16 protein-coding genes and 1 riboswitch are annotated in these 17,411 nt (G+C 72.8%); of the genes, 5 read left to right on the top strand and 11 right to left on the bottom strand.

Annotation, left to right across the window (positions count from 1 at the left end; all coding sequences use genetic code 11):
• Positions 1-40: 40 nt before the first annotated feature.
• The 3 genes from OG538_RS34285 to OG538_RS34275 all read left to right on the top strand — a co-directional run bounded on the left by OG538_RS34285 (position 41) and on the right by OG538_RS34275 (position 3,947).
• Positions 41-1,402 (top strand): bifunctional o-acetylhomoserine/o-acetylserine sulfhydrylase, encoded by a 1,362-nt coding sequence (locus tag OG538_RS34285; protein WP_406099500.1) that lies wholly within the window; start codon positions 41-43, stop codon positions 1,400-1,402.
• Positions 1,399-2,571 carry a homoserine O-acetyltransferase gene (locus tag OG538_RS34280; RefSeq protein ID WP_406100411.1) on the top strand — a complete coding sequence of 391 codons (1,173 nt, stop codon included), beginning with the start codon at positions 1,399-1,401 and terminating at the stop codon, positions 2,569-2,571. Before OG538_RS34285 ends, OG538_RS34280 begins: the two co-directional genes overlap by 4 nt.
• Before the next feature lie 101 nt (positions 2,572-2,672).
• Positions 2,673-3,947 (top strand): sulfite oxidase, encoded by a 1,275-nt coding sequence (locus OG538_RS34275; RefSeq protein WP_406099499.1) that lies wholly within the window; start codon positions 2,673-2,675, stop codon positions 3,945-3,947.
• A gap of 23 nt (positions 3,948-3,970) precedes the next feature.
• Here the strand turns inward: OG538_RS34275 and OG538_RS34270 are convergent, their stop codons facing one another.
• From OG538_RS34270 to OG538_RS34260, 3 genes are all read right to left on the bottom strand, one after another.
• Positions 3,971-4,876, bottom strand: a complete 906-nt coding sequence (locus OG538_RS34270; RefSeq protein WP_406099498.1) for an NAD(P)-dependent oxidoreductase — start codon at positions 4,874-4,876, stop codon at positions 3,971-3,973.
• A gap of 55 nt (positions 4,877-4,931) precedes the next feature.
• Positions 4,932-5,585, bottom strand: coding sequence for an adenosylcobinamide amidohydrolase (locus tag OG538_RS34265; RefSeq protein ID WP_406099497.1), 654 nt, complete (start codon positions 5,583-5,585; stop codon positions 4,932-4,934).
• 151 nt (positions 5,586-5,736) lie between these two features.
• A complete protein-coding gene (locus OG538_RS34260; RefSeq protein WP_406099496.1) occupies positions 5,737-6,027 on the bottom strand; it encodes a hypothetical protein in 291 nt (96 codons plus the stop codon).
• 612 nt (positions 6,028-6,639) lie between these two features.
• On the opposite strand from OG538_RS34260, the gene OG538_RS34255 reads away from it, so the two are divergent.
• Positions 6,640-7,698 carry a PRC and DUF2382 domain-containing protein gene (locus OG538_RS34255; RefSeq protein WP_406099495.1) on the top strand — a complete coding sequence of 353 codons (1,059 nt, stop codon included), beginning with the start codon at positions 6,640-6,642 and terminating at the stop codon, positions 7,696-7,698.
• A gap of 105 nt (positions 7,699-7,803) precedes the next feature.
• Here the strand turns inward: OG538_RS34255 and OG538_RS34250 are convergent, their stop codons facing one another.
• The 5 genes from OG538_RS34250 to OG538_RS34230 form a co-directional block, all read right to left on the bottom strand.
• A complete protein-coding gene (locus OG538_RS34250; protein ID WP_406099493.1) occupies positions 7,804-8,592 on the bottom strand; it encodes an ABC transporter ATP-binding protein in 789 nt (262 codons plus the stop codon).
• Complete coding sequence (locus tag OG538_RS34245; protein ID WP_406099491.1) at positions 8,589-9,668, bottom strand: FecCD family ABC transporter permease; 1,080 nt, start codon at positions 9,666-9,668, stop codon at positions 8,589-8,591. The genes OG538_RS34250 and OG538_RS34245 overlap by 4 nt, the downstream gene beginning before the upstream one ends.
• Complete coding sequence (locus OG538_RS34240; RefSeq protein WP_406099489.1) at positions 9,665-10,705, bottom strand: ABC transporter substrate-binding protein; 1,041 nt, start codon at positions 10,703-10,705, stop codon at positions 9,665-9,667. The genes OG538_RS34245 and OG538_RS34240 overlap by 4 nt, the downstream gene beginning before the upstream one ends.
• A 62-nt stretch (positions 10,706-10,767) precedes the next feature.
• Positions 10,768-10,955: riboswitch (cobalamin riboswitch) on the bottom strand.
• A 115-nt stretch (positions 10,956-11,070) separates the two neighbouring features.
• Positions 11,071-11,223, bottom strand: a complete 153-nt coding sequence (locus OG538_RS34235) for a hypothetical protein (protein WP_406099487.1) — start codon at positions 11,221-11,223, stop codon at positions 11,071-11,073.
• Positions 11,220-13,121 (bottom strand): acyl-CoA dehydrogenase, encoded by a 1,902-nt coding sequence (locus OG538_RS34230; RefSeq protein WP_406099486.1) that lies wholly within the window; start codon positions 13,119-13,121, stop codon positions 11,220-11,222. The genes OG538_RS34235 and OG538_RS34230 overlap by 4 nt, the downstream gene beginning before the upstream one ends.
• 163 nt (positions 13,122-13,284) lie before the next feature.
• Between OG538_RS34230 and OG538_RS34225 the strand changes: the two genes are divergently transcribed.
• Complete coding sequence (locus tag OG538_RS34225; RefSeq protein ID WP_406099485.1) at positions 13,285-14,577, top strand: hypothetical protein; 1,293 nt, start codon at positions 13,285-13,287, stop codon at positions 14,575-14,577.
• Positions 14,578-14,623: 46 nt separating this feature from the next.
• Here the strand turns inward: OG538_RS34225 and OG538_RS34220 are convergent, their stop codons facing one another.
• From OG538_RS34220 to OG538_RS34210, 3 genes are all read right to left on the bottom strand, one after another.
• On the bottom strand, positions 14,624-15,556 hold the full coding sequence (locus tag OG538_RS34220) for a carbohydrate kinase (protein WP_406099483.1): 933 nt from the start codon (positions 15,554-15,556) through the stop codon (positions 14,624-14,626).
• A gap of 66 nt (positions 15,557-15,622) precedes the next feature.
• Positions 15,623-16,579 carry an ABC transporter substrate-binding protein gene (locus tag OG538_RS34215; protein ID WP_406099482.1) on the bottom strand — a complete coding sequence of 319 codons (957 nt, stop codon included), beginning with the start codon at positions 16,577-16,579 and terminating at the stop codon, positions 15,623-15,625.
• A gap of 101 nt (positions 16,580-16,680) precedes the next feature.
• Positions 16,681-17,307 (bottom strand): GNAT family N-acetyltransferase, encoded by a 627-nt coding sequence (locus OG538_RS34210; protein WP_406099481.1) that lies wholly within the window; start codon positions 17,305-17,307, stop codon positions 16,681-16,683.
• Positions 17,308-17,411 lie beyond the last annotated feature (104 nt).

The raw sequence follows: 17,411 nt of genomic DNA, 5'->3' as shown, positions 1-17,411 counted from the left end.
CCCGGCCCCGCTCCGCACCGAGAACCTCAGAGGAACCACCATGAGCCAGCCCGTCGACTCCGTCACCGCAGGCCACACCCCCGAGCACGTCGATCGTCAGGAACCCGGTGCCGCCTGGTCCTTCGAGACCATGCAGATCCACTCCGGAGCCGCCCCCGATCCGGCGACGGGCGCCCGGGCGGTGCCCATCTACCAGACGACGTCGTTCGTCTTCCGCGACACCCAGCACGCCGCGGACCTGTTCTCGCTCGCCGAGCCCGGCAACATCTACACCCGGATCCACAACCCCACCCAGGACGTCCTGGAGCAGCGGATCGCCGCTCTGGAGGGCGGAGTCGCCGCGGTGGCGCTCGCCTCCGGGCAGGCGGCCGAGACCCTTGCCCTGCTGACCGTGGCGGGAGCGGGCGACCACATCGTCTCCTCCACCTCGCTGTACGGCGGTACGTACAACCTGCTGCGCCACACCCTCCCCCGGTTCGGCATCGAGGTGTCGTTCGTCGACGACCCGGACGACATCGACGCATGGACGGCGGCGATCCGGCCCCACACCAAGGCGCTGTTCGCGGAGACACTGGGCAACCCCCGCGGGGACGTCCTCGACATCCGGGCGGTCGCCGACGCGGCACACGCCGCCGGGGTTCCGCTGATCGTCGACAACACCGTCCCGACCCCGTATCTGCTGCGCCCGATCGAGCACGGCGCGGACGTCGTCATCCACTCGGCGACGAAGTTCCTCGGCGGGCACGGCACCACGATCGGCGGGGTGGTGGTCGACGGCGGTACGTTCGACTTCGGGGCGCACCCCGAGCGGTTCCCGGACTTCAGCTCCCCCGACCCGAGCTACCACGGTCTGCGCTACTGGCCGGATCTCGGGCCCAGCGCCTTCGCCGTCAAGCTGCGGGTCCAACTGCTGCGCGACCTCGGCCCGGCGCTCTCTCCCCACTCCGCCTTCCTGCTGCTCCAGGGCGTGGAGACGCTGAGCCTGCGACTGGAGCGGCACACCGCCAACGCCCTGGAGCTGGCCCAGTGGCTGGAGGGGCGCGACGAGGTGTCGGCCGTCCACTACGCGGGCCTCACATCGAGCAAGTGGTACGAGGCGGGGCGCCGCTATCTGCCCCGCGGCGCCGGCGCTGTGCTCTCCTTCGAACTGCGCGACGGGGCCGAGGCGGGCAAGCGGTTCGTGGACGCGGTCGGGCTCTTCAGTCACCTCGCCAACATCGGTGACGTACGGAGCCTGATCATCCATCCCGCGTCGACCACGCACAGCCAGCTGACCGAGGAGCAGCTGACCGCGACCGGGGCCACCGTGGGGCTGGTCCGCCTCTCCGTCGGGCTGGAGAACGTGGACGATCTCAAGGCCGACCTGGAGGCCGGGTTCCGCGCCGCGAAGGCCGCGTCCTGAACCGGACGGCCCTCTCGCCCGCGCTTCCCCTCCCGCCGGCCACCGGAGGCCGGCGGGAGGGGGATCATCCCGGCCGCCGCTCCTGGGTGCGGGCGCACGCGCCGTTGCCGCTGGAGTCCGGCGGCACGCTGCCGGGTGTGCAACTGGCCTACGAGAAGTGGGGGCAGATGGCTCCCGACGGATCCAACGCGGTCCTGGTGCTCCATGCCCTGACCGGGGACAGCCATGTGGCCGGTCCGGCGGAGCCCGGGCACCCGACGGCCGGCTGGTGGGACGCGCTGGTCGGCCCCGGCAGGGCGTTGGACACCGACCGGTGGTTCGTCGTCGCGCCGAATGTGCTCGGCGGCTGCCAGGGCAGTACCGGCCCGGCTTCCCGCAGGGCCGGAGGAGCCCGGTGGGGCGGCGACTTCCCGTATCTGACGGTGCGTGACCAGGTGGCCGCGGAGGCGGAGCTGGCCGACGCGCTCGGCATCGGGCGGTGGGCGGCCGTGATCGGCGGGTCGATGGGCGGTATGCGCGCACTCGAATGGGCGGTGGGCCGGCCGGAGCGCACCGGAGCGCTCCTGGTACTGGCCGCGTCCGCTGCCGCATCGGCGGAGCAGATCGCCTGGGGATCGCTGCAGATCTCCGCGATCCGCTCCGACCCGGGCTGGCGCGACGGCCACTACCACGACGCGGCACCGGGCGAAGGCCCGCACCGGGGCCTCGGCCTGGCACGCAGCATCGCCCACGTCACCTATCGCAGCGAACCGGAGCTCGCCGCGCGCTTCGGCGGCGCTTCGCAGCCGGGCGAGGATCCGTGGCACGGCGGGCGGTACCGGGTGGAGTCCTATCTCGACCACCACGCGGCCAAGTTGGTGCACCGTTTCGACGCGGGCAGCTACGTGACGCTGACCGGCGCGATGAACGGGCACGATGTCGGGCGCGGGCGGGGTGGTGTGGCGCAGGCGCTGCGCCGGGCCCGGATGCCTGCGCTCGTCGCCGCGATCGACTCGGACCGGCTCTACCCGCCCGCGCAGCAGGCGGAACTCGCCGCGCTACTGCCCGGAGCCGACCGGCTCAGGACCGTGGAGTCGCCCCACGGCCACGACGGGTTCCTGACCGAGACCGACCAGGTCGGCTCGCTCGTGCAGGAGTTGCTGCCGGGCCGTCCGGACCCGGGCCGCTGACCGCTGCCGCTCTACCGACCCCGGGACGGGCACGCCGCCGTCGGGCCCGTCCCCCGCACCCGCTGCCGCCGCTCCCGCCCCCTCCTCTCCCTGGAGTCGCCATGAGATCCGTTCCGCCGTCCGAGGCCGCCTACGACGGGATGCGGCTGCGCCAGTGGTCGCGCGGTGCCGCGCGCTCCGCGGGGATCGAGCGCCGTGATCTGCTGCGGCTGGTCGCGGCGGCCTCGGTGGCCGCCCCACTGGCCGGGCTCGCCGCTCCCGCGCGACCGGCGGCCGCGGCCGAGACCGCGTCCGCCGCCCCGGGGATCGTGAAGCCGCTGCCTCCCGAGGTGTTCACGGTGCGGGGCACCAATGCGGAGACGAACTTCGCGGCGCTGCGCGGGACCGGGCTGCTCACACCGGCCGAGCGCTTCTTCGTACGCAACCACACGGTCACCCCGCGGATCGAGGCGGCCGACTGGCGGCTGAAGGTGTGGGGCGACGGGCTGAAGGGCCCGGAGGCGGAGTTCACGTACGACTCGCTGCGCGCGCTGCCGTCGGTGACCCGCACCTCGTTCGTCGAGTGCGCGGGCAACGCCCGCAGCTACTACGCCACACAGCAGGGCCAGCAGGTCAGCGGGACCGCCTGGACTCTGGGGGCGATCGGCACGGCCCGCTGGCGCGGGGTGCGGCTCGCCGATGTACTGCACCGCGCGGGCATCACCCGGCACGCGGTCGACGTGCTGCCGCGGGGCCTGGACGACGAAGTGGTCAGCGACGGGATCAATCTCGGGCATGTACGCCGGCCGCTGCCGGTGGCGAAGGCGCTGGACGACGTGCTCCTCGCCTACGAGATGAACGGCGAACCGCTGCCGCCCGACCACGGGCATCCGGTACGGCTGATCGTGCCGTCCTGGATCGGGATCGCGAACATCAAATGGGTCGGCGACATCGAGGTGAGCGCGCAGCCGCTGGTCTCGCCGTGGAACACCGGTCTCTACCGGCTGTTCGGCCCCGGCTACCCGGCCGAGGGCAGTGCGCCGCTGGCCCGGCAGACGCTGAAGAGTGCCTTCGAGCTGGCGCCGGGTGCGGCGCTCCCCGCCCATCGGCGCCACGTGCTGACCGGGCGCTCGTGGTCGGGCGGTGCTCCTGTGCGCACGGTCGAGGTCAGCACCGACGGGGGTGCGCGGTGGCGCCGCGCGCGGCTGCACGAGGAGCCGCGGGACGGGAGCTGGGTGCGCTGGTCGGCCGACTGGGTGCCCGGGGTCCGTGGGCCTGCCGTCCTGCTGGCACGGGCGACGGACCGGTCGGGCCGCACCCAGCCGGACGTCGCCGTGCACAACACGCAGGGCTATCTGTTCGACGCGGTGGTCCGGCACGAGGTGCAGGTGGTCTGACGGGACGCAGGGCGGACCGGGGATCAGTCGCTGTCCTTTTCCGCGGGCCGCCCTGCGTAGTAGGTGGCGATCATGTCGTCGCCGCCGTGCCCGGCCGCCTCGGCGCGTTCGAAGCGGGCGGCCGACGCCTCCGTCAGGTCCAGCCGGACGCCCGAGTGCGCGGCGGCTTCGAGGATGAGCCGGGTGTCCTTGAGGGCCGTGGACAGAGCGAAGCTCGGGGTGAGGTCGCCGGTCAGGACGGCGGTGGACTTGCCGTGCAGGTAGGCGGAATCGAGCGGCCCGCCCCTCATGACGTCGAGGAACGTCTGCGGGTCCACACCGAGTCCCTCGGCGAGGTTCAGGCATTCCGCGACGCCGCCCACCATGTTGATCACCCAGGCGTTGACCACGAGCTTGAGCCGGGAGGCGGCTCCCGGCTCCTCCGCCACCCAGACGGTGCGCTGCCCGATCGCGTCGAGCACCGGCCCGGTCACCTTGCGGGCGGCGGACGGCCCGGAGACGAAGACGGTCAGCGCGCCCTGTTCCGCGGGCTGCCGGGTGCCGGAGACCGGGGCATCGAGGTAGACGAGGCCGAGGTCCACTGCGCGCTGGGCCAGTTCGGCGGTGGCGTCGGGCCCGACGGTGGAGCTCTGCAGGAGCACCTGGCCGCGGTGGACCCCGTCGGATGCGGCAGCGAGCGCGGCGGCGACGGCGGTGCTGTCGTTGAGCACGGTGAGGATGACGTCGGCGCCGCGTACGGCTTCGGCCGCGGTGTCCGCGACGATGGCGCCGTCGGCGGCGAGCGGTGCCGCCTTGTCGTAAGTACGGTTCCAGACACGGACGTCGAGACCTGCCCTGAGCAGGCTGCGGGCCATGCCGGAACCCATGATTCCGGTGCCGAGCACGGCGACGGCCGGGCGCTCCCGGACGGCGTGGGCTGCTGAGGTCATGAGGGCTCTTCCCTTCGTCGGCCGCGAAGAAGGCCTCTCGCGGCGCTTGGGTTGGTCAGGATCGCCGCGCGGCGCCTTCGAGGACCGCAGCGTGCACGGCCCTGGCCAGTCGTGCGCCCCAGCGCGAGCGGGGCCCCGCGAACGGTTCACCGGGCCCGGCGTCCGGGGAGGACGCGGGCGCGGCGATGCAGACGGAGTCGGTGGGGGTACCGGAGCAGTCGAGTCCGGCGTCCAGCAGTGCCTGCACCTTGGCCTCGGTGGCGGTGGCGACGGCGTTGACGAGTGCGGCGTCGGTGAGCGGAACGGGCAGCACGACGACGATGTTGACCGTCCCCGGCTCCTGAGGTCCCCCGCCTCCCTCGGCCGCTGTAGCCGCCCAGCCGCGTACGCCGAGACCACAGGTGGCGGTCGCGGTGACGCCCTCGTCGGTCGCGACGGTGTACGCGGTGACGTCGGCGGCCGTCATCAGTCCGATGCCGGGCCCGGTGAGGTGTTCGGCGGCGGCGATCTCGACGAGGTGGCGGTCGGGGTCCATGCGCGGATAGCCGCCGGGCACCTGGGCGTTGAGGATCCAGTCACGCGGCCCGATGCCGCCGCCGAGTACCGCGCTGCTGCACACCCTCCAACCCGGCCCCAGCCGCCACACGAGGTGATGCAGCTCCAGGCCGTCCTCGTGCCGGGCCGACAGTTCACCGCGCTGTTCGGGCAACCGGATGCGTACGGAACGGATGGGATACCCCCGGTGGTGCGGCAGGACGGTGGTCGGTGCGGGACCCGTCGATCATAAGTGCCGGGCAGGGCTCCGCCGGGGGCGCCCTGCCCGTTGCCGAGAGGTCGGGCCCGGCCGCGGGCCATGGCGATCAGACGGTCCAGCACGGCGGCGTCGGTCCGGACGCCGTCGTGGGCAAAGGCGACGGTGACCCGGGTGCGGCGCAGCCCGCGTACGGCACCGGTGGGGCCGGTGCGTGTTCCCGGTGGACGTACATGTCGTCGTGGTGGACCGCGGCGACGACGGGGACCTCCTTGGCCGACAGCCGGTCGAGGTCGTAGAGGTCCCGCCGGTCGGTACGGGTGGCGAGCGCCTCGGCGGCGGCGCGCAGCGGCACGAGGGCGGGGTCCTGCTCGAACTGCCAGGGGCAGACCATCTCCACCGGTCAACACGGTCGCACCGGGCTTCCCGGCGGGCTTGCCGCGCAGACTGATCGGCCGGTCGCCGTTGCGGCCGATGAGGTCGGTGCCGTTGGCGGAGGCGATCCGGACCTCGCCGGCGGCCTCCAGGAGCGCGACCGGCGCCTTCACGTCGTCCAGCTGTCGGTGCGGGAATCGCACCACCGTGGCGATTTCCGGCGAAAGGGTGCGGGCGGGCCCAGCGGGGGTCAAGGGACTCCCGGAAATTCGCTGCACGGCGGGAACGGCCAGTTCGGAGGCGGTGACGGACGAGCCCCGTGCGCGCGGCTCGGCCGGTGCCGGACGCGAGGCGAGCCGCCCGGTACGGGCACCCCGCGTTCCTGCCTTGCCGCCCTGCCCATCGGCGGGCGGGGCCAGGGGGTCTCCCCTTCCGCCTTCACTCGATTGGCCTAACCGGGCCGACAGCCCCGCACCGGCATCGCACGGGGCCTGCACCCACCTGGGGCGGATACGGTGCCCGGCCTCCGGCGGCCGGGCGGTTGCAGCGTCCATCCGGGTGAGGCGCGATGGAATCCGGACGCGCCTCCCCTGCTGGACCCACCTACAGGACGCGCCCGGGCGAGGAGGAATCGGACATGGGAGCCGCTGACGGTTTCACGGATTCCGGAGAGCTCGACGGCCTGACGGTGTACGACACCGAGGGCGAGAAGATCGGCAACGTGGGGCGGGTGTATGTCGACGACAGCACCGGCCGACCGGACTGGATCACGGTGAAGACCGGCCTGTTCGGCATGAAGGAGAGTTTCGTGCCTCTCGCCGGAGCCCGTCGCGTGGGCTCCGACCTGCACATCTCACATCCGAAGGACCGGGTGAAGGAAGCCCCCAGGGTGGACGCGGACGCCCATCTGTCCGTCTCCGAGGAGGAAGAGCTCTACCGGCACTACGGCCTGAGCAGGAACACCAAGGCCAACCTCGGCGAACGGGGCGGCACATCGGGCGCCGACGCACCGACCACGACCGGCACGGGCACCATGGGCGCGGCCGGAGCCGGAGCCGGAGCGGCAGCCGGAGCCGGAGCGGCAGCCGGGGCCGGAGCCGCGGGCACGGGCCGCACGACCGACCGGACCACGTCGGCCGGCATGGCCGGTGCGGGCTCCGGGACCGGCAGGCACCGAGACACCGAAACCTCGGGCACGGCCCGTCCGCTGGTGGGTGCCGGCGCGGGCGCCGAACGTTCCGGCGCCGACCTCGGCGGCAAGGAGGAGATGATCCGCTCCGAGGAGCAGCTGCACATCGGCACCGAGGAGTACGAGAGCGGTAAGGCCCGCCTCCACAAGTACGTCGTCACGGAGAACGTCACCAGGACCGTGCCCGTGACGCACGAGGAGGTGCGGGTGGTCCGCGAACCGCTCCGTCCGGGCGACAAGGCGGCCGGCCGGTCCGACATCACCGAACAGGACGTGGAGGTCACCCTGCACGCCGAACGCGCCACGATGCGCAAGGAGACCGTGCCGGTCGAGCGGGTGCGGATGGAAACGAAGAAGGTGACCGAGCAGAAGGAAGTCTCCGCCGAACTGCGCAAGGAGCAGATCGACTACGCGGACGGCACCACCAAGAGCGGCACGGACATGGGTGGCAAGGACATGGGCGGCAAGGACATGGGCGGCGAGTTCGGTCAGGGGCGACGCCGCTGACGCCCGGCTCACCACGCCGGACAGCCGTACCGCACCGGCGAGGGGCGGGCTCCGCGCAGGGGCCCGCCCCTTGCGTTCACGGCGCCGGGACTCCGCCCGTGAGCGTCAGGGCCGATCCGGACGAAAGCGCACCGAGGGCCGCCCCTGCGGGCCGTCCGGTGTCACGACGGCCCGCACCCGGTAGACGTCGGAGATGAGCGCCTCGGTGATCACCTGCGCGGGAGTGCCGCCCGCGACCACCCTCCCCTCGTTCATCACCACGATGCGGTCGCAGAACATCGCGGCCAGATTGAGGTCGTGCAGCGCGACGACGGCGGTCAGCGGCAACGAGGTGACCAGCGACAGAAGTTCGAGCTGGTGCTGGATGTCCAGGTGGTTGGTCGGTTCGTCCAGCAGGAGTTCACGCGGCTGCTGGGCGAGCGCGCGGGCGATCTGGACGCGCTGGCGCTCACCGCCGGAGAGCGTGTGCCAGGACTGGTCGCGGCGCTCGGTCAGTCCGGTCCGCTCCAGGGCCTCACGTACCGCCGTCTCGTCCGCCGCCGTCGGTGCCGACCAGGCGCGGCGGTGCGGGATGCGTCCCAGACGTACGACGTCCACGACGCTCAGCTCCACCTGGGTGACGGCGTGCTGGTCGACCACCGCGACGCGTCCGGCGACGGTGCGGCGGCCGATGGCGGCCAGTGGATCGTCGTCGAGGGTGACCAGACCAGCGTCCGGGGCCAGGACTCCGGCGAGTATCCGCAGCAGGGTGGACTTCCCGGAGCCGTTCGGGCCGATCAGGCCGAGGGTGGCGCCCGGCGGCGGAGCGATCGAGACCCCGTCCAGGATGAGGCGGCCACCCGCCTCCCGGCTGACCCGGTCGGCCCGCAGTCCGCTGGGGGTGGCCCTGGTCACGGGGCCCGCCGGGTGCGGTAGAGGACCAGCACGAAGGCCGGGACCCCGATCAGCGCGGTGACGACTCCCACTGGAACCTCCTGCGGGTCGAGTACGGTCCGGGCGAGGGTGTCCACCCACACCAGGAAAACGGCCCCGGCGAGTGCGGTGACCGGAAGGAGCCTGCGGTGCCCGGAGCCGGTGAGCGCGCGGGCCGCGTGCGGCAGCACCAGTCCGACGAACCCGATGGCACCGGCCGAGCTCACGAGGGCGGCGGTCAGCAGCGCGGTCGTGCACAGCAGGACGATCCGGGTGCGGCCGACGTGGACGCCGAGCGTGGCCGCCGCGTCCTGGCCGAACGCGAAGGCATCGAGCGTACGGGCGTGGCCGAGGCAGACCAGCAGTGTCGCGACGAGCACGGCGCAGCAGATCCAGACATCGTTCCAGCCGACCCCGCCGAGTGAGCCCAGCAGCCAGAACAGCACCCCGCGGGTCTGCTCGGCGTCGGCGGCGGTCATCACGACGAAGGAGGTGAGCGCGGAGAAGAGCTGCATGGCCGCGACCCCGGACAGAACGACCCGGTCGGTGCTGCCGCCGAGGGTGTGGCTGAGCAGCATGACCAGGGCGAAGGAGCACAGCGCCCCGATGAACGCCCCGGCCGACAGCGATACCGCTCCCCCGCCGACACCGAGCACCACCACCACGACCGCACCGGTCGAGGCCCCGGAGGAGACACCGAGGACGAAGGGGTCGGCGAGCGGGTTGCGCAGCAGTGACTGCATGACGGTGCCGCAGACCGCGAGTCCGGCGCCGCAGACGGCTGCGAGCAGGGTGCGCGGCATGCGCAGGTTCCAGATGATCCCGTCCCGGATCGGGCTGAGCCGCGGCTCACCGGCGCCGAGATGGGCGGCGACCGTGGACCAGACGTCGGCGACGGAGATCCGGGCCGGGCCGATGGTGACGGCGAGCGCGACGGACAGGGCGAGCAGCAGGAGCCCGGAGGCCCACAGGAGTCCGTCGCGGATGCCGCGCCGGCCCGTCGTGGCGTGCGGACCCGCGTCCTCGCGCGGCGCCGCGGCCCGTTCGGTGTCCGTCACCCCGCGAGCCCGAAGGTGCGCAGCCCGGCGGCAACGCGCTCCACGCCCTCGACGGTCCGGATGGTGGGGTTCATCGACTGTCCGCTGAGCAGCACGTAGTGCTTGTCCCGGACGGCGTCCATGTTCTTCGTGACGGGGTTGGACTCCAGGAAAGCGATCTTCTTCGCGGCGCTCTCGGCGGTCTGGGACTTGCGGGTCAGGTCGCCGATGACCAGCACGTCCGGGTTGCGATCGGCGACGGTCTCCCAGTTGATCTGCGGCCATTCCTCGTGCGTGTCGTCGAAGGCGTTCTTCGCGCCGAGTTCCCGGGTGATGATGCCGGGCGCACCGCAGCAGCCCGCCAGGTAGGGAGCTTCGGAGTTGGCGAACCAGTACATCAGGGAGGTGCCGGAGGCGTCGATGCCCTCGGCCGCCTTCCGCACCCGGGCGCGCAGCTCGGTGACGAGCTTCTCGCCGCGCCCGGGAACTCCGAACACCGCGGCCAGGTCGCGGACTTCGGCGTAGACGCTTTCCATGGTCAGGGCACCGGTGCGGACCCCGTCGCCGTCCTTGCTGTTGTCCTTGGCGGTGCAGTCGGCGGGCGAGACGTAGGTGGGGACGCCGAGCTTCTCGAACTGCTCGCGGGGAGCCACACCGCCCTTGGCGAGGGTCGACTCGAAGGACGCGCTGACGAAGTCGGGCTCCTGGTCCAGGACCTTCTCCGACGAGGGACGGTTGTCGGAGATCCTCGGGACGCCCGCGTTGGCCTTCTCCAGTCCCTTCAGTACCGGGTCGGTCCACGTGGCCGTGGCGGCGAGCCGGTCGGCGAGGCCGAGCGAGAGCAGGATCTCGGTCGACCCCTGGTCGACCGGCACGGCGCGCTTCGGCGCCGCGTCCACGGTGACGGTCCGTCCGCAGTTCTTCAAGGTGACCGGATAGCCTTCGGCTTCCCCGGACTTGGCGGCGGTGCTGTCCTTGCCGCCGCCGCAGGCCGTCAGCAGGATCAGTGCCGCGGTGAACAGGGCGGCGGAGCGGGCGGGGCCGGCTATGGGCGGCACGGAGTACCTCGGCGTCTCTGGGCCCATGCGCGGGGCCCGCTGTACGGAGTTCCGTGGCCCGGTACCGGGCCGCGGGTGCCAGCAGGTCTTCGGACTCGGGTTCATACGGACGGGACGCCTTCCCGGGAAACCGTGGGTCTCCCAGTGGCCGTGGCCCCGCCCGTCCCCCTCACCGCTGCGCGTCAGTTCCGGATTCTCACCGGATTCCCTGACCCCTACGTGGAGTTCGACTGGCTCCGGCACGCTACCACGGGCCTCCGCCCAGCTCAGCGGCGGTGTGCCCGGTGGCGCGGGTGGTGGGTCGGCCGGGGCGGTGTGCCGGCGCACCGCCCCGGTCCCGGAGTACCCGGGCGGCCCCAGTCCGGTTACGCCTTGCGGCGAACCGATTCGCCACCGGGGATGCGCGGCCCCGCGCACCGCCGCGAGAGCGCGGCCGAGGTACCCCAGAAGGCCAGCAGGACGACACGGAGACCCAGCCGCCGGACCGCGTCCGCCGCCCGGTGCGAGGTGCCCGTCATCGCGCGCCCCCGGCAGGTTGCCTGGCCGCGGTGGTGTGCCAGGAGGCGCCCGGGTCGTCGTAGGCGTGGGTGTAGTGGGGACCGGCGATGGGCCAGTCGGCGAGCAGTTCCCCGGGCAGTGCGAAGGATTCCGCCAGCTCCGGGAGATGGCGGCTCACCGCGGCGACGAGTTGTTCGGTGGCATCGGTCAGCCCTTCGACCTGACCGGCGGTCAGGTGGCCCGCGGCGAGCAGGTCCCCGCTGTTGTCCGCGACCCAGCGCAGCGCGAACAGCCGGGCGAGTTCGCCCAGCCGCTCGCGGGCCTCGCCACCGGGCAGAGCTGCGAGCGCGTTCTCGTACGCGTGGGCCGCCTGCCGGTACGCGTGGGCCTCGACTCCCCGCAGCGCGGGTCCGGACGCCGCGTTCCAGCGCTCCAGCGGGCCGCCGTGAGGGACCTGGGCCATCCGCGCGGCCGCCCGGGCGAACCGGATGCGCTCCACCTGGCCCAGGAGCCGGCCAAGGAACCGCAGGTCAGCGAGATCGCCGTCCGGCGGGTCGCCGGCCGGATCGTCCTGCGGGACCTGGGCGGCGTCGAAGAGCAGTCCGGCGGCCGCCCGGGAGTGGATGGCCAGGTTGTCGCCCTCGGCCGTGATCGCGCCCTCGATCCCGGTGACGAGCTCGGTCATCCCGTTGCTCTCCAGGAGACCCTGGGCGCCGCACCGTTCCCGGCACTCGACGATCACCGACCGGGCCTGCCAGGTGATCCATCCCTTGGCGATGTCGACCATCCGCTCGGCGGCCTCGCGTTCCGCGGGCGGGCCCGCCGCCGCCTTCTCCCACCGGTCGAGTACGCGCCGGTGCAGCAGGCTCATCGCGAAGACGGTGGCCATGGCCTCCGCGAGCGGGCCGTGGTGGCTGCGGTGGGCGATGACCGGCACCGGAGGCGACGCACGGCCTCCGGAGACGAAACGGTGGCCTCCGTAGCGCACGGCGAGGGCCAGCGTGGTGCGTGCGGAGCCCACCGCGCTGGCGCTCATGCAGATGCGGCCCGTGGTGACCCGCCCGATCGAGGCGAGGAAGCGGCGCCTGTGCCCCTCGGTGTCGCTGCGGAAGACCCCGTCGTCGCCGACCCGCCCCTGCGCGCCGCCGAGCAGCGCGGCGCGGCCGACAAATACCTGGTCGAAGGAGGTGAGGCAGTGGTCGACGGGGCTGCCCATGCGTGCGGGGAGCCGGCGCACCCTGATACCGGGGAGGGCTCGGGACGCGTCCGTGAGCGGCACCAGCAGCAGGAAGACCCCTTGGTCGACGCCGCCGACGATCAGCCGGGCGGCGACGAGCCCCGACTTGGGGCCCCCCGCCGGGCTGGTGTTGGGCATGAACTTCTGTGCGCCGGCGTGCGGGGTGTGCAGAACGAATCCGTCCCGGCCGGCGTCGTAGGTGGCGGTCGTCTCGACGGCTGCCGCGTCGTTGCCGTGCGCCACTTCCGTACAGAGGAAGGTGCCGATGCGTCGCAGCCGGAGGAAGTCCGAGAGATCGCGGGGGGTCTCGGTGTCGTGGTCCAGGAGGCTGCCGAGGAAGAGGTTGTAGTGAATGCCCGCGACGGTGGTGAGCGCAGGGTCGACCGGGGCGAGCCATTCGTGCAGGGCCGCCAGGGCGCGGGGGTCCGCGGCCGGCCGGGCCGCGCTGTCCAGTGCGTTGTTGAGCGCGCGCAACCGTGCGTGGGCGAGGGCGAGGCGCTCGTCGGGGGTGGGTCCGGGAGGCGGCCAGAGCGGCCGGCGGAACGGCTCGGTGGCGACGAGCCGGCGCCAGAAGCCGTGCTCTCGGCGGGCGTCCGGGCCGAACAGCACGGTGCTGAGCACTTCGGCGACCGGCCCGGTCCCGGCTCCCGAGGGGCCGGTGCTGTCGAAAATGGCGTTCATAAAAGCGGGAACGATCAGGAAACGTCCAGGACACCCCCGCAGCCGTCGTCCAGGCTTTCCCCTCGCCCGGCGAGCGGCGGCACCCGGCGGCCCGGCCGCCCTCCGTCACCTGTATGCAGCAATTCGCCGCGCTGTGGCGGCGGCCAGGACATCCCCTTGGGGCATGGAACGGCACCCTGACGAGTCGGCTGCACAGACGGAGCACGCCGAACTGGAAACCCTGCGCGCCCGTGTGGCACAGCTGGAGACCCGCGCCCCGGCCCGCTCCCGGCCGCGCCTGCGTTCGTTCTTCGCGGTCCTGCTGATCCTGGTGGCGGCCGTGCTCACCCCACTGAGCATCCTGTCGAGCTGGGCGAGTGACGTCGCCGGGGACACGGACCGCTACGTGGACATGATGGAGCCGCTGGCCGCGGACCCCGATGTGCAGGCTGCGGTGACCAGACGCGTCACCGATGCCGTCATGAGCCATCTGGACATCGACGCACTGCTGGCAGACGTCGCGCCCGCCGACCGGCCCGTAGTGGACAAGGCGCTGCAGAAGCTCGGCGGTCCACTCACCACGGGTGTCACGAACTTCGTGCACGGCACCGTGGAGCGGTTCGTGAGCAGCGACGCGTTCGAGCGGGTGTGGAGCAACCTCAACCGGCAGGCCCACGCCTCCGTGGTGAAGGCCCTGACCGGCGAGGGCGGCGGCGCGGTCAAGCTGAACGGCGACACCGTCACCCTGGATCTCGCCCCTGTCATCGACCGGGTGAAGCAGCGCCTCGTCGACCGCGGTCTCACGGTCGCCGGGAAGATTCCCGAGATCCACACCGACTTCACCATCCTCACCTCCGACTCGGTGGGCAAGGCGAAAAAGGGATTCAGAGCGCTCGAACTGCTGGGCTTCTGGCTTCCCGTGTTCACACTGGTGGTGGCTGCGGGCGGGGTGCTCCTGGCCGTACGCCGCCGGCGGGCTCTGGTCACCGCGGCTCTGGCGGTCGCGGTGGGTGCGGCGCTGCTGGGGCTCGGGCTGTGGGCGGGACGCGCGTTCTATCTCGACAGCCTCCCCTCGGATGTCTCGCAGCCGGCGGCGGGGGCGGTGTTCGACACGCTGGCCGGCTATCTGCGTGCCGGGATCCGGCTGGTGGTGACCGTGGGCGTGGTGGTGGCGCTCGCGGCCTGGCTCACGGGGCCGGGCCGTGCGGCCACCCGGGTCATGGCGATGTGGAGCGGCGGCATCGGAGCCGTACGCGATGCGGCCGGTTTCACCGGCGGCCCGGTCGGCAGGTGGGTGCACCGGGCCCGGCGGCCGCTGAACTGGACGGTGGTCGTGGTGGCCGTCGCGGTGCTCCTGGCGTGGGACCGGCCGACGGGCCTGGTCACGGTGTGGATCGCGCTGTGCGCCCTGTTCGTGTTGGCGGTCGTCGAGTTCCTCGACGACGACAGCACTCCGCATCTGGCGGCCACGGAGTAGCACCGGCGTGACCTGCCGGATGTTCTCGCCCCGGCGGACAGTCCGTTCACATGCGGCCGAGTGCCGCGTCCAGTTCCGCCAGGCCTGGCGGGTTGGCGCCTGCCCGGGCGACCGTGACGGCCGCCGAAGCCGAGGCGCGGCGCAGGACGTCCATGACCGTGCCCTTGTCCAGTGCCCGTAGCCGTTCCCGGCCGGCCGGTCCGAGCAGCCCGTGCAGGGCGAGTGCGTGCAGGGTGCCGGACATGAAGGCGTCCCCCGCCCCCACCGTGTCGACGACCGCAACCGGCAGTGCGTCGACCGTCACCGGCCCCTCGGCCAGGACCGCGAACGCTCCGTCGCCGCCCCGTGTGACGAGGACGACGGCCGGCCCGGTGGCGAGCCACCGCCCGGCGACCTTCACCGGGTCCTCGCCCGGGTACAGCCACTCCAGGTCCTCGTCGCTCGCCTTCACCACATCGCTGAGCGCCACGCAGAGCTCGGCCCTGCGTACGGCCGCCTCGTGGTCCCCCATCAGCGCCGGCCGGACGTTGGGGTCGTAGCTGACGGTCGCGGCGGCACGCAGCGATTCGACGGCTGCGACGACCGCGGCCGCACCCGGTTCCGTGACCGTCGCGATCGAGCCGGTGTGCACGTGCGAGGGTGGCCGCTCCAGGGAGACCGGGCCGAGCGTCCAGGCGATCTCGAAGGTGTACGTGGCCCGGCCCGCGCCGTCCAGGGCCACAGCCGCGGACGGGGTGGGTGCGGTGGAACCGTCCGTGATGACGTCGACGCCGGATCCGGTCAGATGGTCGCGGATCAACCGCCCGTTCTCGTCCGGTCCGAGCTGGGTGAGCAGTGTCGCGTCGTGGCCCAGTCTCGCCAGGCCGTAGGCGACGTTGGCCGGGCTGCCGCCCGGGTGGACCCGGTCCGCCGCATCCGGCAGCCGGACGATGTCTGCGACGCATTCGCCGATGACCAGCAGGTCGAGTCCGTCGAGCATGAGGGTGATGTCTCCCGTTGTGCGAGGGCGTAGGCATCCTGGCAGAAGGCACTGCCCGCGGACGCGTCAGCCCGATCCTGCCGTGTGCGGCCCGTTCCGGCCGGCACCAGGTCGCCCGGCCTGCCCTGTGGCCTCCCCGGGCGGGCCCGTCCACGGCTCCAGCGCATCGGCGACGAGCGCCAGGAACCGCGCGTGGGCCCGCGCGCTGCACACCGGCTCGGGATTCCAGGGCACCACCCGCACGGAGCGCTCGACCGAGGACCACGGCCCGTCGCTCCGGAGCTCGTCGAGGGGGGTGGCGTGGGCTCGGATGTCGGCGAGCACGACATCCGGTCGCAGCGCGGCGGTCCGGGCCCAGCCGACCGTCGACCAGTTCGCTCCGGGCCCCGCGGCGGGTTCCACCAGGCCGACGCCGAGCTCGGTCAGCGCCCGTAGTTCGGGCCACATACGAGGGCGGGCCAGATGCGCCTGCTCCCGGCCCGCCGCGGACAGGGCGAGCACCCTCGCCCTGTCCGGGCCCGAGGTGAGCACCCGCAGTCTGTCCCGGGCCGCCTCCAGCTCCTGGGTGGCCGCGGCAGGCTCCTCGGCTCCGAGCGACCGGGCCAGGTCGGCGAACCGTTCACCGATCTCCGCGAGCGTGCGTGCCTGGCCCACGTCGATGACGACGACCGGGACGTGCCCCTCGACGTGCTTGGCCGTCGCGGGATCGAGGCCGTAGACCTGGCCGCCGCCGTAGCTGACGGCCACCACGAGGTCCGGTTCACCGGACAGCAGGGTGTCGGCGTCCAAGCCGCCGCCCGCCCCGACGTACGGCACGTCGGCCGACGGAAGCGAGCCCGTCTTCGCCGGGTCCGGCACCGTGGGGTCGTCGTGCCCCGAGCCGAATATCCCGCTCGGGCGGATGCCGTGGTCCCATAGGGTCGCCCCGGCCTGGACGTAGGCGAGAACCCGCGTCGGCCGCCTCCCGGCAGTCGACACCTGACCACGGTCGTCGGCGAATTCCCACACGGTCCGCTCGCTCACGTCACACACCTCTCGCCACCGGTCGCCCGCCCCCCGTAGCGGTCTCGTCCAGGACTACCTGCCCAGCGAACGCGCGTGGCACCCACGGCTCCGGTGCCGGACTACAGGTCCGCCGCCGTGGAGCGCACGAGGTAGGTGACGGGCCCGGGATCCGGGACCTCGATCTCGGCGAATCCGAGTCGGTCGTAGAACGCCCTGGCCGGGGTGTTGGCCGTGAGCATGGACAGGTGCACGCCCTCGACCCCCTTGGCCTGGAGGGCCGCGAGGAAGGTGCGCATCAGCTGCCTGCCGTACCCCTTGCGCTGCCATCCGGGCAGTAGGTCGATGTGCAAGTGGGCCGGGTGGGCGGCGAGTTCGGGCAGGACCATGCGCTCCGGGTTGTGGAGGAGTCCGATCATCTCGTCGCTGGGGCTCCGAGGTGCTGCGTCCGGCCGCGGGTAGCGGTCCTCGACCAGTGGCAGCCACCGCTTGCGGAACTCCGCCACGAAGCCCGGCGTGTCGGCCGTGCCCAGGATGTACCCGACCGCCCGGCCCGTCCCGTCGTCGACGACGAAGGCGAGATCGGGTTCGAGGAAGGCGTAGGGCGCGGCGAAGATCGACGGCATCAGTTCGGGATCCGGATACAGGTGGCGGGAGTCGCCGCCGTTGTCGGCCGTCCGCACACAGATGTCGGCGAGGGCGGTACGGTCGCCGGACTGATAGGCCCGCAGGCCGGGAAGCTGGGTCACCGGCTCATCCTGGCGCCTCTGGGAGCGCTCCCACAAGCGTGGTGGGAAAGATTTCGTCGAACACGCCCGTGTTCCGTGTCGATCCGGGCCGCAGCCGTTCGTAT

It is taken from the genome of Streptomyces sp. NBC_01013 (assembly GCF_045162765.1).
Classification (GTDB): Bacteria; Actinomycetota; Actinomycetes; order Streptomycetales; family Streptomycetaceae; genus Streptomyces.
Note: the sequence above shows the minus strand (reverse complement) of the source record. Positions and strands in the feature narration are given on the sequence as shown.